14 protein-coding genes and 1 pseudogene are annotated in these 17,526 nt (G+C 56.9%); 4 read left to right on the top strand and 11 right to left on the bottom strand.

Annotation, left to right across the window (positions count from 1 at the left end; genetic code table 11):
- Positions 1–68: 68 nt before the first annotated feature.
- Positions 69–464 carry a Cu(I)-responsive transcriptional regulator gene (gene cueR / locus Z945_RS0109475; RefSeq protein WP_025051866.1) on the bottom strand — a complete coding sequence of 132 codons (396 nt, stop codon included), beginning with the start codon at positions 462–464 and terminating at the stop codon, positions 69–71.
- A complete protein-coding gene (locus tag Z945_RS0109470) occupies positions 461–2,908 on the bottom strand; it encodes a heavy metal translocating P-type ATPase (RefSeq protein WP_025051865.1) in 2,448 nt (815 codons plus the stop codon). Before Z945_RS0109470 ends, cueR begins: the two co-directional genes overlap by 4 nt.
- Positions 2,909–3,186: 278 nt before the next feature.
- Between Z945_RS0109470 and Z945_RS0109460 the strand changes: the two genes are divergently transcribed.
- Positions 3,187–4,641, top strand: a complete 1,455-nt coding sequence (locus Z945_RS0109460; RefSeq protein ID WP_037970830.1) for a mannose-1-phosphate guanylyltransferase/mannose-6-phosphate isomerase — start codon at positions 3,187–3,189, stop codon at positions 4,639–4,641.
- Positions 4,642–4,644: 3 nt separating this feature from the next.
- On the opposite strand, the gene rfbA is transcribed toward Z945_RS0109460, so the two are convergent.
- The 6 genes from rfbA to Z945_RS19580 all read right to left on the bottom strand — a co-directional run bounded on the left by rfbA (position 4,645) and on the right by Z945_RS19580 (position 9,197).
- The gene (gene rfbA / locus Z945_RS0109455; protein WP_025051862.1) at positions 4,645–5,517 is read right to left on the bottom strand and encodes a glucose-1-phosphate thymidylyltransferase RfbA; all 873 of its coding nucleotides are present in this window, start codon (positions 5,515–5,517) and stop codon (positions 4,645–4,647) included.
- Complete coding sequence (rfbD, locus tag Z945_RS0109450; protein ID WP_025051861.1) at positions 5,514–6,365, bottom strand: dTDP-4-dehydrorhamnose reductase; 852 nt, start codon at positions 6,363–6,365, stop codon at positions 5,514–5,516. The genes rfbA and rfbD overlap by 4 nt, the downstream gene beginning before the upstream one ends.
- Complete coding sequence (gene rfbB, locus Z945_RS0109445; RefSeq protein WP_025051860.1) at positions 6,362–7,402, bottom strand: dTDP-glucose 4,6-dehydratase; 1,041 nt, start codon at positions 7,400–7,402, stop codon at positions 6,362–6,364. The genes rfbD and rfbB overlap by 4 nt, the downstream gene beginning before the upstream one ends.
- Positions 7,399–7,968: a dTDP-4-dehydrorhamnose 3,5-epimerase gene (gene rfbC / locus Z945_RS0109440; RefSeq protein WP_037970829.1), complete on the bottom strand. Its 570-nt coding sequence runs from the start codon at positions 7,966–7,968 to the stop codon at positions 7,399–7,401. Before rfbC ends, rfbB begins: the two co-directional genes overlap by 4 nt.
- A 73-nt stretch (positions 7,969–8,041) precedes the next feature.
- Positions 8,042–8,200, bottom strand: coding sequence for a hypothetical protein (locus tag Z945_RS20605; protein WP_161634086.1), 159 nt, complete (start codon positions 8,198–8,200; stop codon positions 8,042–8,044).
- Position 8,201: 1 nt separating this feature from the next.
- Positions 8,202–9,197, bottom strand: a complete 996-nt coding sequence (locus Z945_RS19580; RefSeq protein WP_025051858.1) for a DUF2793 domain-containing protein — start codon at positions 9,195–9,197, stop codon at positions 8,202–8,204.
- A gap of 214 nt (positions 9,198–9,411) precedes the next feature.
- On the opposite strand from Z945_RS19580, the gene Z945_RS0109425 reads away from it, so the two are divergent.
- A complete protein-coding gene (locus tag Z945_RS0109425) occupies positions 9,412–12,132 on the top strand; it encodes a calcium-binding protein (RefSeq protein ID WP_025051857.1) in 2,721 nt (906 codons plus the stop codon).
- A gap of 14 nt (positions 12,133–12,146) precedes the next feature.
- On the opposite strand, the gene Z945_RS0109420 is transcribed toward Z945_RS0109425, so the two are convergent.
- Entirely contained in the window at positions 12,147–13,376 is a 1,230-nt protein-coding gene (locus Z945_RS0109420; protein WP_025051856.1) for a glycosyltransferase, read from the bottom strand.
- A complete protein-coding gene (locus Z945_RS0109415; protein WP_152541097.1) occupies positions 13,373–14,419 on the bottom strand; it encodes a glycosyltransferase in 1,047 nt (348 codons plus the stop codon). Before Z945_RS0109415 ends, Z945_RS0109420 begins: the two co-directional genes overlap by 4 nt.
- Positions 14,420–14,778: 359 nt before the next feature.
- On the opposite strand from Z945_RS0109415, the gene Z945_RS20320 reads away from it, so the two are divergent.
- A complete protein-coding gene (locus Z945_RS20320; RefSeq protein ID WP_081780984.1) occupies positions 14,779–15,726 on the top strand; it encodes a glycosyltransferase in 948 nt (315 codons plus the stop codon).
- A gap of 49 nt (positions 15,727–15,775) precedes the next feature.
- Positions 15,776–16,723 (top strand): annotated as a pseudogene (locus Z945_RS20315) (glycosyltransferase family 4 protein); the annotation flags it as partial.
- 133 nt (positions 16,724–16,856) lie between these two features.
- On the opposite strand, the gene Z945_RS20860 reads toward Z945_RS20315, so the two are convergent.
- Entirely contained in the window at positions 16,857–17,525 is a 669-nt protein-coding gene (locus Z945_RS20860; RefSeq protein WP_025051852.1) for an ABC transporter ATP-binding protein, read from the bottom strand.
- Between the last annotated feature and the right edge of the window lies 1 nt (position 17,526).

The following is a 17,526-nucleotide window of genomic DNA, read 5'->3' as shown; positions in this document are numbered from 1 at the left end:
CGCGGCAAAAACCTGCGGGGGTGGTTGGGCACAGCCAACACGCCTTGGGCCGCGCCGTCAAGCTGGTGCTATTGCGGAACCTCTTGCGCCAGATCAGACAGAATTGGGCAATCGGGACGATCATCGCCCGCGCAGGAGCGGACCAGAACACTTAGCGTGTCGCGCATCGCGGTCAGTTCGCCCAGTTTGCGGTCGATTTCTTGCAAGTGGCTGATGGCGATAGCTTTGACATCGGCACTGGCCCGGTCCTGATCATCGTATAGCGCCAGCAGGCTGCGGCAGCTTTCTAACGGAAACCCGAGGGATCGGGCCCGAGCCAGGAATGCCAGTTTATGCACATCTTTGTCAGAAAACACGCGGTAGCCGTTGCCCTCGCGCGCCGGGCTGACAAGGCCCACATCCTCGTAATAGCGGATGGTCTTGGCGGGCAAGCCGGTGGCCGCGCTGACGGATTTGATATTCATGCTGTCCCCCCTGCACGGCGCAAGCGCAGCGCATTAGCCAGCACGAAAACGGAGGAAAACGCCATAGCCCCCGCCGCCAACCCGGGCGACAACAGAAGGCCAAAGGCAGGGTAAAGCGCTCCGGCAGCCACGGGGATGAGCAGGACGTTATAGCCGAAAGCCCAGACGAGGTTTTCACGGATGTTGCGCAGGGTGGCGCGGGATAGATCAAAGGCCTGCACCACGCCGTTCAGGTCGCCGGACATCAGCACCACATCAGCGGTTTCAATCGCCACGTCTGTGCCGGACCCGATGGCGATGCCGACATCAGCCTCGGCGAGGACGGGCGCATCGTTGATGCCATCGCCCACAAAAGCCGTCATACCATATGCATCGCGCAATTCGCGCAGCGCATCGACTTTCCCATCGGGCAAGACGCCCGCGATCACCGTGTCGATACCAAGGCTGCGGGCGACGGCCTGCGCCGTGCCTTCCGCATCGCCCGAGATCATCGCAACATGCATACCCCGCGATTGAAGCGCAGCCACTGCCGCCTTGGTGGTGGGGCGCAAAGGATCGGAAACAGCGAGCAAAGCGGCCAATACCCCGTCGACTGCTGCGAAAAAGACGGTCTGGCCCTCTGCCTCGAACGCTACTGCTTTTTCCCTGAACGGATCCGGATCAACTCCTTGATCCTTCATCAGAGCAATATTCCCGATGGCAATCTGTTGGCCTGCTACAGTGCCAAGAATACCTTTGCCGGAGATCACTTCAGTATGCGTCACCTCTGGCAGTGCCAGATCTCGTTCTTCCGCAAACGACAGCACAGCCCGAGCGACCGGGTGTTCTGATCTGCTCTCTACTGCCGCGATCTGGGCAAGAAGCGTGTCACCGGTGCTGTCAGCCACGGGATCATATGTGGTCAACCGTGGCTTTCCTTCAGTCAACGTACCTGTTTTATCCAGCGCTATGATCTGAACGTCGCTGAGCGATTGTAGTGCATCGCCTTGCCGGAACAATACGCCCAGCTCTGCCGCCCGTCCGGTGCCCACCATGATAGATGTCGGCGTGGCCAAGCCCATCGCGCAGGGGCAGGCGATGATCAAAACGGACACCCCGGCCACAAGCGCGATCGGTAGCGCAGGCGCGGGACCGAAGATGAGCCAACCCAGCACCGTCACAACGGCCACCGCCATGACCGCTGGTACAAACCAAAGCGTCACGCGGTCGACCAACGCCTGAATGGGCAGGCGCGCACCCTGTGCGTCCTGCACCATGCGAATGATCTGGGCCAAAGTCGTATCCTTGCCGACGCGGGTCACTTCGCAGGTCAAGCTGCCGTGGCCGTTGACCGTGCCGCCGGTCAGCCTGTCGCCAGTGTTTTTCGCAACCTGCATCGGCTCGCCGGTCATCATGCTTTCATCGACGCGGCTTTCGCCGGTCAGCACCTGTGCATCCGTCGGCACGCGCTCACCGGGTCGAAGCAGAAACACATCGCCAACGCTTAATTCATCAACAGAAACCTCGACCCAGTCCTCGTCGCGCTTCACCCGGGCCACACGTGGCGAAAGCTGGATCAACCCCTGAATGGCGCTGCCGGTTTGGCCCTTTGCGCGTGCTTCGAACCAACGACCCAGAAGGATCAGGGTCACGATGACGGCAGCGGCCTCAAAGTAGACGGCCCGCGTGCCTTGGGGCAGCAAAGTCGGCGCAAAGAGCGCCACGGTCGAGAACGCCCAGGCTGATCCAGCGCCCAGCGCGACCAGCGAATTCATGTTCGGTGCACGCCGCCAAAGCGCTGGCACCCCATTGCGAAAAAACCTGCGCCCTGGCCCGACAAGCACTGCTGTCGTGAGGATGAACTGAATAGTCCAACTGGCCTGATGCCCGATGCTGGCCCCGATGTAGTGATGCCAGGCCGGGATCAAATGCCCGCCCATCTCAAGAATAAAGACCGGCAGGGTCAGGGCTGCGGCAATCCACATTGTGCGCTTTTGTTGATCGGCATCAGCTACCTTCTCGGCCTGACGGTCAATGCTGGTATCTTCTGACAGGTTCTCTGCTGGATACCCTGCATCGGTGGAGGCTTGAGCCAACGCCGCAATGTCGGTCATCTCCGGCACGAACCTCACCGTCGCGGTTTCGTCAGCAAGATTAACCCGTGCGTCGGTCACGCCCGCCACACCGCGCAGAGCCTTGTCCACCCGACCAACGCAGGAGGCACAAGACATACCGCTGATGGAAAGCCGTACCTCTTGCGTCTGTGCCGGATATCCAGCGATCTTTAGGGCTTCGATGGCAGCGTCCAGAGTGGATGCGCCGCCTAAAGTCATACGTGCCGTTTCATTCGCCATATTGACATGAACGTCACTGCTGCCCGGAAGATCGTTCAGCACCTTTGTCACTCGGCCCACACATGCACCGCAGTTCATATTGTCGATGGCCAGCGTGTATGTCTGTTCCAAACCGCGCTCCTGCTGATTGCTATACCTGCTACATAAAGGTTCCAGTGACTAGAAGGTCAAGGAGCCGCTCGCATTATGCATGAACAGAACGAACGGCAGGAAATCGCCTTTGCGGTGCGTCGGGAGCGACACGAAATTCAATAAAATTCGTGACTTGGCAAAAATGCACCCATACCTTGGCGGCCTTAGGCTATTGTCTCTTGCAACTCAGGGGCGCGCCATCCTAACAGAAGGCGTTCAAAGGCAGGCCTTTGAGTGACAGACGAGAAGGACGCATGATGACGAGCAATACAATTACCCCGGTGATCCTGTGCGGTGGATCGGGGACACGTTTGTGGCCTGTGTCGCGCAAAAGCTTTCCCAAACAGTTTATCGACCTGATCGGCGAAGGCAGCCTGTTTCAACAATCCAGCAAACGCCTGTCCGGTACAGGGTTCGCTGAACCGCTGGTCGTCACAAATTCGGATTTTCGTTTCATCGCCACTCAGCAGTTGCATGATGCTGGCATCACGCCGGGTGCAGTGCTGATCGAGCCCGAGGCACGCAATACAGCACCCGCATTGCTGGCGGCGGCTTTGGTGCAAGCCCAGCGCGATCCGCAGGCGCTGATGCTGGCGGCCCCGTCTGACCACTACATCACACAGGCCGATGTGTTCTGTGACACCGTCAAGCGCGGGGTCGCTGCGGCGCAGGCCGGACAGATCGTCACCTTTGGTATTCAACCGGACCGTCCAGAAACCGGATACGGCTATCTTGAGTTGGACGCGGGTGATGTCGAGGGCGCCACGCCCCTGAAACGCTTTGTGGAAAAACCAGAACGCGCAGAGGCTGAGCGTATGCTCGCCGCCGGTGGCTACCTATGGAACGCCGGTATTTTCATGTATGCTGCCCAGACGATGATCGACGCCTTCGCAGCCCACGCGCCTCAGATGTTGGCGCAGGTGCAAGAAGCTGTTGGGCAGGCGCAGACCGATCTGGGTTTCCTGCGGCTCGATCCTGACGCTTGGGCAAAATGCGAAGACATCTCCATCGACTTTGCCATCATGGAAAAGGTCAGCAACCTGAGCGTTATTGCCCACGCTGGCGATTGGTCTGACATGGGCGGCTGGAACGCGGTGCATCAGCATGCAGTCAAAGACGATGCAGGTGTCGCTGTTCAAGGCACCGCCCATGCTGTCGATTGTCGCGATACCCTGCTGCGGTCCGAAAATGGCGCGGTGCAGCTGGTCGGACTGGGCTTGGACAATATCGTTGCGGTTGCCATGCCAGACGCGGTTCTGGTCGCGGACCGGACGCGCACTGCGAACCTTGGCGATGTCGTCAAACAAATGCGTGCCAACAGCGTCGCACAGGCTGATACCTTTCCCAAAGATCACCGTCCCTGGGGCTTTTTCGAGACCCTGATCCTCAGCGCATCCTTTCAGGTCAAGCGCATCGTGGTGAACCCCGGTGCGGCGCTCAGCCTGCAAAGTCATAAATTCCGGTCAGAGCATTGGATCGTCGTTGTGGGCACTGCCAAGGTGACCGTTGGCCCGGATCAGGACAACCTGAGCGTTCAGATGGTTGAGGAGAACGAGTCCATCTACATCCCGCTTGGCGCGATCCATCGCATGGAGAACCCCGGCGATGTACCGATGGAATTGATTGAAGTGCAGACCGGCAGCTATCTGGGCGAGGATGACATCATCCGCTACGAAGATGTCTATGCACGCGGTCAGGGTGCCAAAGGCTAAACGTTATTTAAGCAGGTCTTTCAGGTACTTGCCATAATCGTTTTTCTCAAACATCTCGGCCCGTTCAAGTAGCGCATCATCAGTGATCCAGCCTTGCTCGTGGGCGATTTCCTCGAGACAACCGGTTTGCAGGCCCTGCCGCTGTGTTAGTGTGCGCACAAAGTTTCCTGCGTCCAGAAGGCTTGCGTGGGTGCCCGTGTCCAGCCAGGCATATCCGCGCCCCATGCGGTTCACACGCAGATGGCCTTGGGTCAGATACATCTCTAACAGCGATGTAATTTCGAGCTCGCCACGCGGTGACGGTACAACTTCACGCGCCAGACGCGGGGCATCTGCGTCCAGGAAGTACAGCCCCGTTACAGCGTAATTAGACGCTGGATTCTCGGGTTTTTCGATGATCGTCTGCGCCACGCCTGCCTTGTCAAACCCAACCACACCATAGCGTTCGGGATCGGCCACATGATAGCCAAAGACCGTGCCGCCGGTCGGTTGCGCATCCGCGTCGGCCAACAACTCCGGCAGGCCGTGACCAAAGAAAATATTGTCGCCCAGAACCATCGCAGAGGGCGCGCCATCAAGAAAATCCTCGGCCAGAATATAGGCTTGCGCCAATCCATCCGGCGACGGCTGCACGATATAGGTCAATGAAATACCCCATTGGCTCCCGTCCCCAAGCGAGCGCTGGAACTGCGCCTGATCTTGCGGCGTTGTGATCATCGCAATCTCGCGAATGCCCGCCAGCATCAGCACCGAAATCGGGTAATAGATCATCGGCTTGTCATAGATCGGCAGCAGTTGTTTGCTGATCCCCATGGTGATCGGGTAAAGCCGCGTGCCCGAACCGCCTGCCAGAATGATACCTTTGCGGTTGGTCATGTTGTTGCTCCCAGATCCTTGAGAATATCGGCCAAACCGCTGCGCCAGTCCGGGCGTGCGATACCAAAAGTGCGTTCCGTCTTGGTGCAATCCATTCGCGAATTCAGCGGCCGCACAGCGGGTGTGGGATAGTCTGATGACGGAATATCCGTCACACCGCAGACCAGCCCCGCCTCATCGAAAATGGCGCGGGCAAAATCGGCCCAACTGCAGTCGGGCTGGCCCGAGAAATGGTAAGCGCCGCTTTTCTCCGGCGCTTTGATCAGCTGCAGCGCGATGGCATGACAGGCGACAGCGATGTCACGCGCTGGGGTTGGCCCGCCAATTTGATCAGCCACCACGTTCAGGCTGTCATGCTCCGCGCCCAGACGCAGCATTGTTTTCACGAAATTATTGCCGTGTGCAGACACGACCCATGAGGTGCGCAGAATGGCAAAGGCGGCACCCACACCGTTCACCAATTGCTCACCGCGCAGTTTCGATCTGCCGTAAGCTCCCAAAGGTCCGGTCGTGCCATCCGGCGACCAAGCAGCTCTGCCGCCGCCCTCGAACACATAATCGGTAGAAATATGCACAAAGGGGATGCTCAGAGCCGCGCAATCGCGGGCCATCACACCGGGGGCGTCGCCGTTGATAAGGTTTGCCAAGGCCTCTTCATCCTCGGCCCGGTCGACGGCTGTATAGGCCGCCGCGTTGATCACAGCACTTGGGCCGTAGGCGTGGATCGCCGCTGAGCACTGCTCCGGGACGGTCAAATCTGCTTCGTCCCGGCCGATGCAAATCACATCCGGCAGTAGCGCGAGCTCGCGCGCCACCTGTCCCGTTTTTCCAATCACCAGAATGCTCATGCCTTAACCCCCAATCGCTCACCCACGCCATCGCGGGCCTGCAACGCCTGCCACCAATCTTCGTTGTCGAGGTACCAGGCAACAGTTTTGGCCAGCCCTTCCTCCAGCGTGGCAGAAGGCCGCCAGCCCAGTTCTTCGCGGATGCGGGACGGATCAATCGCATAGCGTAGATCATGGCCGGCACGGTCCTGAACAAAGGTAATCTGATCGGCATAGGGCCCTTCTTTGGGCCGGAGATCGTCCAGAATGGCACAAATACTGCGCACCAGATCAATGTTCCGCGCCTCGTTTTCGCCCCCGATGTTGTAACTGCGGCCCAGCGCGCCTTTCGTCAGCACCAGCAGGAGCGCATCGGCGTGATCCTCGACAAACAGCCAGTCGCGCACGTTCAGCCCTTCGCCGTAAACCGGAATATCCTTCCCCGCCAGAGCATTCAGGATCACCACTGGCACAAGCTTTTCGGGGAAGTGGTAGGGGCCGTAGTTGTTGGAGCAATTGGTTAGCACGACAGGCAAGCCATAGGTCTCTGACCAAGCTCTGACCAGATGATCGCTGGCCGCCTTGGATGCGGAGTAGGGCGAGCGGGGATCGTAGGGGGTGTCTTCGGTGAACATCCCTGTTGATCCGAGCGAGCCAAACACCTCATCTGTCGAAATATGATGGAAGCGGAAGCCCTCGGGCTTGCCGGCGCTGGTCCAATAGGACCGCGCTGCTTCAAGCATATTGTAGGTACCTGTGATGTTGGTTTCGACAAAATCGCCTGGGCCGTCAATCGACCGGTCCACATGGCTTTCCGCGGCCAGATGCATAACGGCCTCCGGCTGATGTACGGCGAATATCCGGTCCAACGCAGCGCGGTCGCGTATATCGGCCTGCTCGAACGCATAGTTCGGGCTATCCGCAACCGACGCGACATTCGCCAGACAACCCGCGTAGGTCAGCGCGTCAAGGTTCACCACCTCGTGCCCCCGCGCCACGGCCAGACGCACAACCGCAGAGCCAATGAACCCGGCACCACCTGTCACCAGTATCTTCATTCGGTTTCTCCGAACACAAAGGGTGAATCAAATTGCGCCATCAGGGGTGCCTTTTCATCCTTCTCCGACAGAACGGCAGGGCCGCTAAGCCCCCAGTCGATTGCGATGTCCGGATCATCGAACCGCACCGCGCCGTCACATTCAGGCGCGTAATAATCGCTGCATTTATAGATGATCTCAGTGTCGGGGGTACGGGTTGCAAAACCATGAAGAAATCCCGCCGGGATAAGCAATTGCAACCCATTCTCTGCCGTCAGCTCAAATCCGACCCATTGGCCGAAAGTGCCGCTGCCGCGCCGCACGTCGACCGCAACATCAAACAGTGCGCCACGCCCACAGCGCACCAGTTTGGCCTGCGCGTGGGGTGGCGACTGAAAATGCAGACCGCGCACGGTGTTCACCGCCGCCGAGACTGAATGATTGTCTTGAACGAAATCAATGTCGATGCCGTGATCGCGCATCTTCTGACGGTTCCAGCTTTCACTGAAGAACCCGCGCGCGTCCCCAAAACGCGGCGGGTTGATCAAAACCACACCGGGCAGTTTTGTCGCTGTTATGAAATCCACGGGGCCTGTCCGTCCTGCATTGATGATCCATTACAGATACCAATACAGGGTGCAGGCCGATTTGACGCCCGATTTAGGGCTTTTTCTTGGTTTTCTTTCCCGATGTTGCCGCAGACTCCTCGCCCAGCACTTCGGCCAGAACCTGCGCATCACTGATACCATCAGGGATCAGGACCTCTCCTAAACCTGGCAAAGTAGCCCTGCGATAGGCGGTGTTGATGTCATTTGTCATATTATTTCCCCAAGGTTGAAAGTGTGAACAGGCGGTTCGAGCCAAGGCGGTTTTCCACATGGAGCTTGGGCACCGCGCCCGTACTATCAATCGACAGATTGATTCCCCCCGCTGGGCCCGTGGTGCCGGTCAGCGGCCCGGAAAAGAAGTTCAACGTGCCGGGCGGGTTGGCGAACATCTCGCCAAAGTTGTTGGCCCCGGTCAGCGTGCCGGTGATCGCGGTCAGGTAAAAGCGCCCCTCAAGATTCACGCTCAGCCACAACATGATCCGCGACGGGTTGGACCACGGGATCGTGACCGACCAACTGGCGTCATTGAGGATAAACACATCCTGAAAAAACGCCTGTCCGCTGGGAAATTGTACCGCACCGGTTGCGGCTTCGGTACGCATGGCGGTCTTGAAATTATTCCCGTCCGGGCTGACCTTGATCGAGAAGTTATCGTTCCCCGCCGTACCCATCTCGGCACGTCCGGCAAACCCCGTCTGGAACAACAGACTGGCCGTATCCGTCGCGGTCGCCTTGTTCAGTTTTAGCTGATGTCCGGTACCTGCATTGGTCAGCAACGTCGCATCAGAGGCAACCGCCAGTTTGTTCGTCGCATCGGCCGTCGTGTTCACCCCGAGCGTGGGCACGTTTTGAAGATCGACCGCACCGCTCCCGACGGTTTGCCAATCGGTCCCGTCAAAACGCACCTCTTCGCCACTGCTGGCGATATCGGCGCGCCAACCGATATTGGGCGCAAAGAACTGCCAAGTGCTGTCGACCCAAACCGCCACACTATTTTCCTGCCCTGCCCAAACATCCGTGGCTTCATCCGCCACAATATAGCGATCTCCGTCAGCGTTCTGCGCAGGCGGCTCCGTCAGCGTCACACTCAAAACACTCAGTTGGGTGACCGCATCCAGGATCCGAAGCGCTTCATTATGGGTCACATGCTTTTGCGCCTGCGCGGGCTGTATGTAGGGTAGTGACAGCGTAGGAGAGGTCTGTGACATGGGCGGTCCTTTGCATCGTAAATGAAGGTCGAATGGACCGGACCCTGTCCCACTGCGATTAACATTGCCAAAGCCTTGCGCACGGACAGATAGAATTTGACGCAACACCGATCATTTAAAATCAGCACTAAACGCCTCAGAACCGACACTTTCAGATCACGCAAGATGCCAGTTGCCCACGCAGGTAACGCCCCAGTCAAAAAGGGGTCAGCACATGGTCAGAGCGACATTTACCAATCACGGTGGACTGCATTCAGCCGAAGAATTCGGCCTTGTCGGATTAAGCGATATTGAGATTATCGAGGGGGCCGGTGGTCCAATGCTCTTTGCCGCGACGCGGGGGGATGGCTGGCTGACAGCCTATGATCTGAATGAAAGTTCCGGCAATACGTCATTGGCGCAAAACTGGCAGTTGGCACCCAATCTTTTGCAGCTTGAAACAACTGATCTGGTGTTGCGCGATGTGGGCGGCACACAGCAGCTTTTTATGGCGGGACTGAACGGAGGGGCCTTGACGGGCGTGCGGTTGGACCGCGATGGCATTGGCAACGCGATTGATGGCGGCTTGTCCTACACCGCACCCGGCCGCAATCTGAGCAATATCTCCGAGATGGAGTTGATCGGCGACGGCTCTACCGGGTTGGCCGCTTTGCGTACGGGTGGATTGGTCAATGTGTCCTTCGGATCGGGCACCACAATCAATTTGACCAACATCCATCAGGGCAACGCGATGCAGGGAGAGCGCGCGACAGATATCATTACGACAACGCACAACGGCCAAACCTATGCTTTCGTCAGCTATGGCAGCGAAGATACCGTGAGTATGTTCCGTCAAAATACGAACGGCTCCATGCAACACATTAGCGATGTCGATGCGACCGATGGTTTCTGGGTGGACCGCCCCGGCGGCATGACCGTGACATCAGCAGCAGACGGACAACTTTATGTCGTTGTTGCCGGATCGGGCAGCGATTCGCTTACGACCTTCGCGGTCAATCCAAACGGCATGACGCCGGTTGATCACCTGATCGACACGCTCGACACCCGTTTCCGCGATGCCAGCCATGTAACGAATGTGACGCTGGACGGGCAGAACTTCGTGCTGGCTGCGGGCTCCGACAGCGGCGTGAACCTTTTTACCGTTTTGCCCGGCGGACGTTTGCAGCATGTAGATGCGATGGCGGGCACCGCTGATACTCCATTGCGCGCCATCACCTCAATTGATGCGATGGCCACACCTGATGGCATCCGCTTCTGGGTTGCGACAGAAACCGCGCCTTACCTCTCTGAATTCTCGATCTCTCTGCCAAACATTGGCACCAACCTTGGTGCCAGTTCTAACGGAAGCCAGCTGTACGGAACGGTTGGCGACGATGTTCTGTCCGGTGCTTCCGGCAACGATCGGCTGAATGGCGGCTTTGGCAACGATATCCTGCTGGACGGAGCGGGGCAGGATACAATGCGCGGCGATGGCGGGCTTGATACCTTTGTCGTCGTAGAAGACGGCGCGCGCGATACAATTCTGGATTTCCAGATGGGGTTCGACAGGCTGGACCTCAGCGATTTTGGCACCGTGGGCGGTCTGGGCGGCATGACCATCGTGTCGCAAAGTTGGGGCGCCGAATTTCGCGTTGGCTCTGAAGTATTGGAAGTGCGGTCCGCCGACGGGTCGCGTTTCCGGTCAACGGATTTCGACACGACAAACCTGATTACCGGAAGCCGCATTCAAACCGACCCGGCGGAATATCCCGGCAGCACCGCGCCTACACGGGATGACCCCAATCCGGGGTATGTCGATAACCCAACCGGTATTGATCCAAACTCACTTACTCCGGCTTGGCAGGATGCCCCGACCTATGCGTTGAACCGCGGGTCGAACGATCGGGTCGGCACGAATGGTCACGACCATATCCAAAGCGGTGGGCAGAATGACCGTGTGTTCGGTGCTTTGGGCAACGATACGATCGAGGCAGGCGCCGGACGCGATGCCGTTAACGGTGAAGGTGGGAACGACAGCATCGCAGGTGGTGGCGAAAGCGACTATCTGCTGGGCGGTGCCGGGTTCGACACGATCCACGGCGGTGATGGCAACGATACAATCTCGGGCGATACCTTTGCCGATTCGATCACAGGCGGGGACGGCAATGATATTCTGCTTGGCGGCGACGGGTTCGACCAACTGCACGGCAACAGCGGAAATGATCGCATTTGGGCCGGATCCTCGCCCGACCGCGTCTATGGTGGTGACGGTGATGACTGGCTCAGCGCGGGCAGCAACTTCGGCTTCAGCGTTGATGGTGTATTTGGTGGTGCGGGCAATGACACGATGTTCGGTAATGCCGGTTTCGATCTGCTGATGGGCGGAGACGGCGACGATGTGATCGACGGCGGCCATCAGTCCGACAATATTTACGGCGAAGAAGGCAATGATATCCTGATCGGAAACCTTGGATTCGACCGCTTGTTTGGGGGCCGTGGAGACGATCGCATCTTTGGTGGAGATTCAGGTGACGGCGTGTTTGGCCAGGAAGGCGATGATACCCTCTGGGGTGGCGAAGGCGGTGACCGGTTCTTTGGCGGCCAGGGGGATGATGTTGTCGACGGCGGCACCGGCAACGATACCGTTTATGGCGGTGCCGGGTTCGACACTGTCATCGGCGGGGAAGGCAATGACATGATGTTTGGCAGCTTCAACGCGGATGAGTTCGTTTTTTCCGACGGCCACGGCAATGATACCATCGGCGATTTCGATGCTTTCAACGGGAATGAAGTTATGGATTTTTCAAGAATGTCCGGCTTTAATCAGTTCATGGATGTCCGTAACGCCGCGTCCCAATCCGGGCAGGACGTTGTCATCAATACTGGCTCTGGAAACTCCATCCGCCTGCGAAACGTCAACCTGAACGACTTGGACGAAAACGATTTCACCTTCTAGACTAGTATAGGTGTTTAGGCTGCGTGTTCCAGCTTGTGAAACACGTCTTTCACGAGCCCTGCAAAGGCCCGCGCCTGATCATCGAAGCTTGTGACGGAGATCGGCTGGGTTTTGCGTTGGTTCTCCTGCAGCAATCGGGCGATGCGGCGTCGCAGAATATCTGGCGAGCCGCCGATAGGTATCAGATCGGCCGGCATCACGCCTTCATGCTCTACAGTGCCGCCACTATCGGTCTGCACCACCGTAATGCCCCGTGCCAGCGCCTCGCGAATGGCCAGTCCAAAGGTTTCTTTCCATTGGGACATGAACAACAGCACATCGATCTCCGCGTAGAATTCGTCCATATTTTCTTGCGTAAATCTAGGATGGATGCGCCAATCCCCTGGCAAAGCGCGCAAATCCTTTTCCTGCCACCAGGAATGATCCAAACTGCCGTCCACGATTAATCCGCGAAACGCGTCTGTTTTGATACCAGAAAACGCCTGCTTTATAATCGGCCAGCCTTTGATCGCCGCAGGCCCGCCGACATAGCCAAATGTAATCTGCCGGTCGGCCAAACGACGTTTCGACTGTTTTGCAAAGAAATCATCATCCGGCAGTTTGACTCCATTTTGCCAAACCACACCACGGCCGGGCGCAAAACCCGATGCCTCACTCAAATCTCTGGCAAATGCACTGGGGTAGGTAATCAATGCCGCCTTCGCACTCGTTTCCTGAAGATGATTGAAGCGAACCTTCGCTGCCCAGAAATTATCGACGCATCCTTTGCACTTATCAATCTTCACCGGATTTTGTCCGCAGTATTTCTCGTCGAAACGGATCATGAATTGCCGTTCACAAATCCACCAGAAATCATGAACACTTAGGATCACTGGAATGCCGGCCGCCTCTGCCACCGCCAAAAGGCCCGTACCAATCTCCTGAACGCAATGGGCGTGCACCAGATCAGGCTCCAACGTACTTATCAATTCAGCCAGTCGGGCCGTAATCTCGGGGTTGTTGTACATCTCGGCGTAAGATCGTTCGTGCCGCACGTTGATCAGGAAGTTCACAATGCCATTCTTCTGGCTCTTGATAACCGCATAAGGTGCCAGATCATTGCGTGAGCAAAGAGATACTGCCGTGATGCGGAATCCGCCCTGATCTTGCAGCGCCTGTGCAACCTGTTCTGCAACCACGGTCGCACCGCCATAACTGAAGGGGGCAAAGAAGATATTGGCGAGCAGAATATGTCGCTTGTTCATTCTTCAACCCATGCCAGAAGTTCGGGCGCAATGATGTGGGGTTGATCCGACCCTTTCCACTTTTGCTCAAGCGCTTGACGGGCTTTCACACCTATATCTGCGGCCGCGCCGGGATCCGCTGCCAACTCGCGCAGCGCGCTCATCCAGTCCCCCGGCGTTTGCGCTACAAACCCGGTCTTCCCGTGCTCCACCACGTTATCCAGATCACCTACGGTGCCGACAATCGCCGGCACAGCAACCGCTGCCGCATCTAGAACGCGTACGGCGCTTTTGCACCTGTTAAAAGCATCATCACAAAGCGGCATGACAGTACAATTCGCTCGACGCAACGCATGCAGATACTGTGGGTAATCGGTGAATTTGACGGTTTCGATCTGGCGTTCAAGTCCGTTCGGCAAATGTGCTGTGTCGAAATGACCAATCAACATCAAACGCCTATCGGGATCATCCAGAACAAACTCGGTTAGCGGTTCAATAATTTCTGCCAAATCAACTTCATGGCCTTGTGACCCACTTGAGAAAGCCACACGAAACAAGCCATCTTCCAGCCTGTCTTCTGCAATCGCTGCCGCACCGGACTCCAGTGTCTCAATATCTGCAAAATTCCGCCGCACGAAAACGGGACGATTTGTATACAGTTCCGCATGTTGCGCCATTCCAGGGGTCGACACAGACAACACATCGGCCCCGTTCATCATGCTTAGATATCTCGGTGCCTCGGACAGGAAATGAGCCTTCATCGCCGGGTCAAGCGCTTCCATGTTCCGATAGGTTTCATAGGCAGAAACCGAAAAAAGGGGGTCGTCCAGATCGTACAGGATCGGAAGTCGAAGTCTGTGTGCCTCGTATCGGATCATATCTGCGGCGGGACCGGTTTGAAGCCGGTATTCCATCAGATGGCTGGCATGCTGGATGATGCGCGTGGCGCGCGGGATGTCCTGATAATGCGCATATTCAAATTCCACGCCGCGCCCCCGCCAGAAAGCGGCAAGTTGCTCGACCCGGTATTTGCGACATTGCGGCAGGTTTAGATCAGCGATCATTGCGATTTGCCGTTTACCTCGAAGCAATGCCGGGGCGGTTTTTACGTGAAATGCCTCTTCGCGGGCGAGATCTTGCCAGATGCCGTGGAGATACCGTTCAGGGCCCTGCGGCGCATGTCGTATCGCGGGCGCCAAGCTGCTTGCGCCCTGCCCCTTAATCCGCCGCAACGCATAGTGACGCGCGCGCCGAAGTGCGGGCCGCGTTCCTTCCTCGCGAAGGGATGATGCGAACCTTTTGCCCAGCGTAATTAAGGGAAACCCTGACACTCATGTTCTCCGACCACGACAACTTCGATCAGGGTTAATTGAGGACACTTAACAATATGTGAACTTATTTCGCTTGTTGTGGGGGAAGCGATATGGACTTAGCACCCAACATACCCACGAAACCTACGGTCACCATTTTAATGGGTGTATACAACGGCGCGCGCCATTTGCCCGCGCAGCTCGGCAGTATTGCGGGACAATCCGTGCCCGACTGGCATCTAGTTTGCAGCGATGACGGTTCGGCCGATGAAAGTCTTAAAATGCTCGAAGTTTTTGCGCGCGAACACCCAGGCAAGGTTTCGATATTGAAGGGCCCGCAAAAGGGTTTTTCAGCGAATTATATGGCATTGATAGCCGGTCTAAATCCCGATTGTGGATACGTCTGCTTTGCGGATCAGGATGACATATGGCTCAACGATAAACTCGCGCGTAGCCTTGATGCGTTGAGCTCTCATTCGGTCAAACCCGCCTTGTCCTGCGGGCGACACCTGTATTGGTACCCAGAACGTGGACAATTGACCCCATCACCCCGATTGACCAGACCCTTTTCGCTACGCAATGCGCTGATTGAGAATGTCGCCTCTGGCAATACAGTCATGCTGAACCCCGCTGCAGCGGCCCTGGCAAACAAGGCCGCACAACGCACTGGCAATGTCTTTGCGCATGATTGGTGGCTTTATCTATTGGTCACAGGCACAGGTGGCACTGTCATCTTCGATAATGACCCCCCCACGATCCTCTACCGTCAACACGGTGATAACAATATTGGAGCGGGTCGAAGTGCGAAGACGCAAATTCTACGAAAGTTCGGCGTTCTGCGTGGCCTTTTTTCCGGGCGGATAGATGCAAATATCGCGGCCCTAGCTGCGATCGAAGATTTACTGACGCCCGAAGCCCGCGGAATTTGCCGGGAATTCAATACCGCACGGCAACGGAAAGGAATATCACGGTTAACCAAATTGCGACGAATTAGACCGTATAGACAGAAGCGCGCAGCAACACTTGGTTTCTGGGGGGCAGCAACTCTTGGACGGATTTAAAGAAAAGGCACGGGTACTGTTGGTCGGTGGTGACGGGCGTCCCTCTGGTGTGCCGCGTCACATTCTGCACCTTGCTGGTGCATTGAAAGATCACGTTCGACTTTCTGTCGTAAGTGACAAGGATTTGGGCGGCTATACCGCATTGCATGGTATGCATGTCCCTCACATCGTCGTGCGTGGACTGACAAACCGCATGTCGCCTTTGCATCTTTGGCGGGGCATTACCGGCCTTTTGAAGGTCTTTCGAGAGACAGATCCTGATTTGATCTGGATTCACTCACGGCTTCAGGTGTTGCTTTTCCGACTGCTGTTGGCGCTGAATATTTGGCGACCCACCTGCGCCGTGGCCTTTACCCATCATGGCCTGCCCTACGGTCGTGGCTATAATCCAGTGGTGCATCGCATTTGTAAGGAACTGGAAAGGGCTCTGGTTGCCACCTGTCCGGCACACAATCTGGTATTCCTGAATCATCGGATGGCCGGGTGGATGGCGCGGGATGCACGGGCGTCCAGACTTGCCCGACATAGGGTACATATCCTGGCAAACTGCTCAGACCTCCGTCCTCTCCCCTCGCGGCGGAAATGGGGGATACGTACATTGGTAATGACCGGCCGAACCGGTCGGCAGAAAGACTATGAAACAGCCGCACAACTGCTCGCGGAAATGCCAGAAAACTATCGCTTGATCCTCTGCGGCCCGGGCACTGATGATCCCGTTTTTCAATCTAGGATCAGCGGTGTTGTTCCCCCTGAAACGTTCAGGCGCATCACCTTTACCGGGCCTCTCCCTGATGTCCGTATCCCGTTAGCTCAGGCCGATGCCTATCTTCTGACCTCTCGCTACGAGGGAACACCCATTGGCGCGCTCGAGGCATTTGAAGCAGGTTTGCCGATTATTCTTCGCAATTTTGACGGGGCAACCGATTTAACTGCAAAACATCCATGTAGCTTACTGGTCGAACTCAAAGACCTGCGAAGGGAGGCTCTGCGCATTTCCGAAATGTTGGATCACTTTGATCGCTATCAGCATGGTATATCCTCTGACATAGTGCAGGTCTGGCAGGACAACTGGTCGCCGGACATCTTCGCACACAACGCACTGGCGTTGGTTCGGTCGATGCTGCAGCCGGCTAGTGTGCCGCAGGCGCGGCCAGATTTCGTTCGTGGTGCTCTAACGCTGCATCCAGATCATCATAAAAGTGCAGATGTCCTTGTTCCAACACAGCAGCCATATCACACAGACGTTTCACCATCGGCGGGGAATGGGTAACCACGATTGCGCCAGCGGTCTCGTTCCGTTTGTCGAACACCTGCACGCTTTTGTGGCGGAAAGCCCCGTCACCAACAGAAGTCACTTCGTCGACAAGGTAAGTATCGAACGGAATACCCATTGAGACCCCAAAAGACAGCCGCGATTTCATCCCAGCGGAATAGGTGCGCAATGGCATCCGGAAGTGCGCGCCGAGTTCGGCAAAATTCTCGACGAAGTCAACGAGGCCATCACTGTCCACACCATATAGGCGAGCCACAAAGCGGGTATTCTGGATACCCGTCAAATCAGGGTGGAAAGAACCCTGAAATCCCACCGGATAGGAAATTGTGCCCGTCGACAAAACCCGCCCCGACGTTGGCCTGATCGTCCCAGCAATCAGCTTCAACAACGTACTTTTTCCGGCACCGTTACGACCCAAAAGCGCGACACTGGCACCTGTCGGAAACGTCGCCGTCAGATCTTCGACAATGGTCTGCCGTCCCCTCCGCGTGGGGAAATACTTGGTCAGGTTTTCGAGATGGATCATT

The sequence above is a fragment of the Sulfitobacter noctilucae genome (assembly GCF_000622365.1).
In the GTDB taxonomy this organism is placed as follows: domain Bacteria; phylum Pseudomonadota; class Alphaproteobacteria; order Rhodobacterales; family Rhodobacteraceae; genus Sulfitobacter; species Sulfitobacter noctilucae.
The sequence above is the reverse complement of the archived record's forward strand: the minus strand, read 5'-3'. Positions and strand labels throughout refer to the sequence as shown.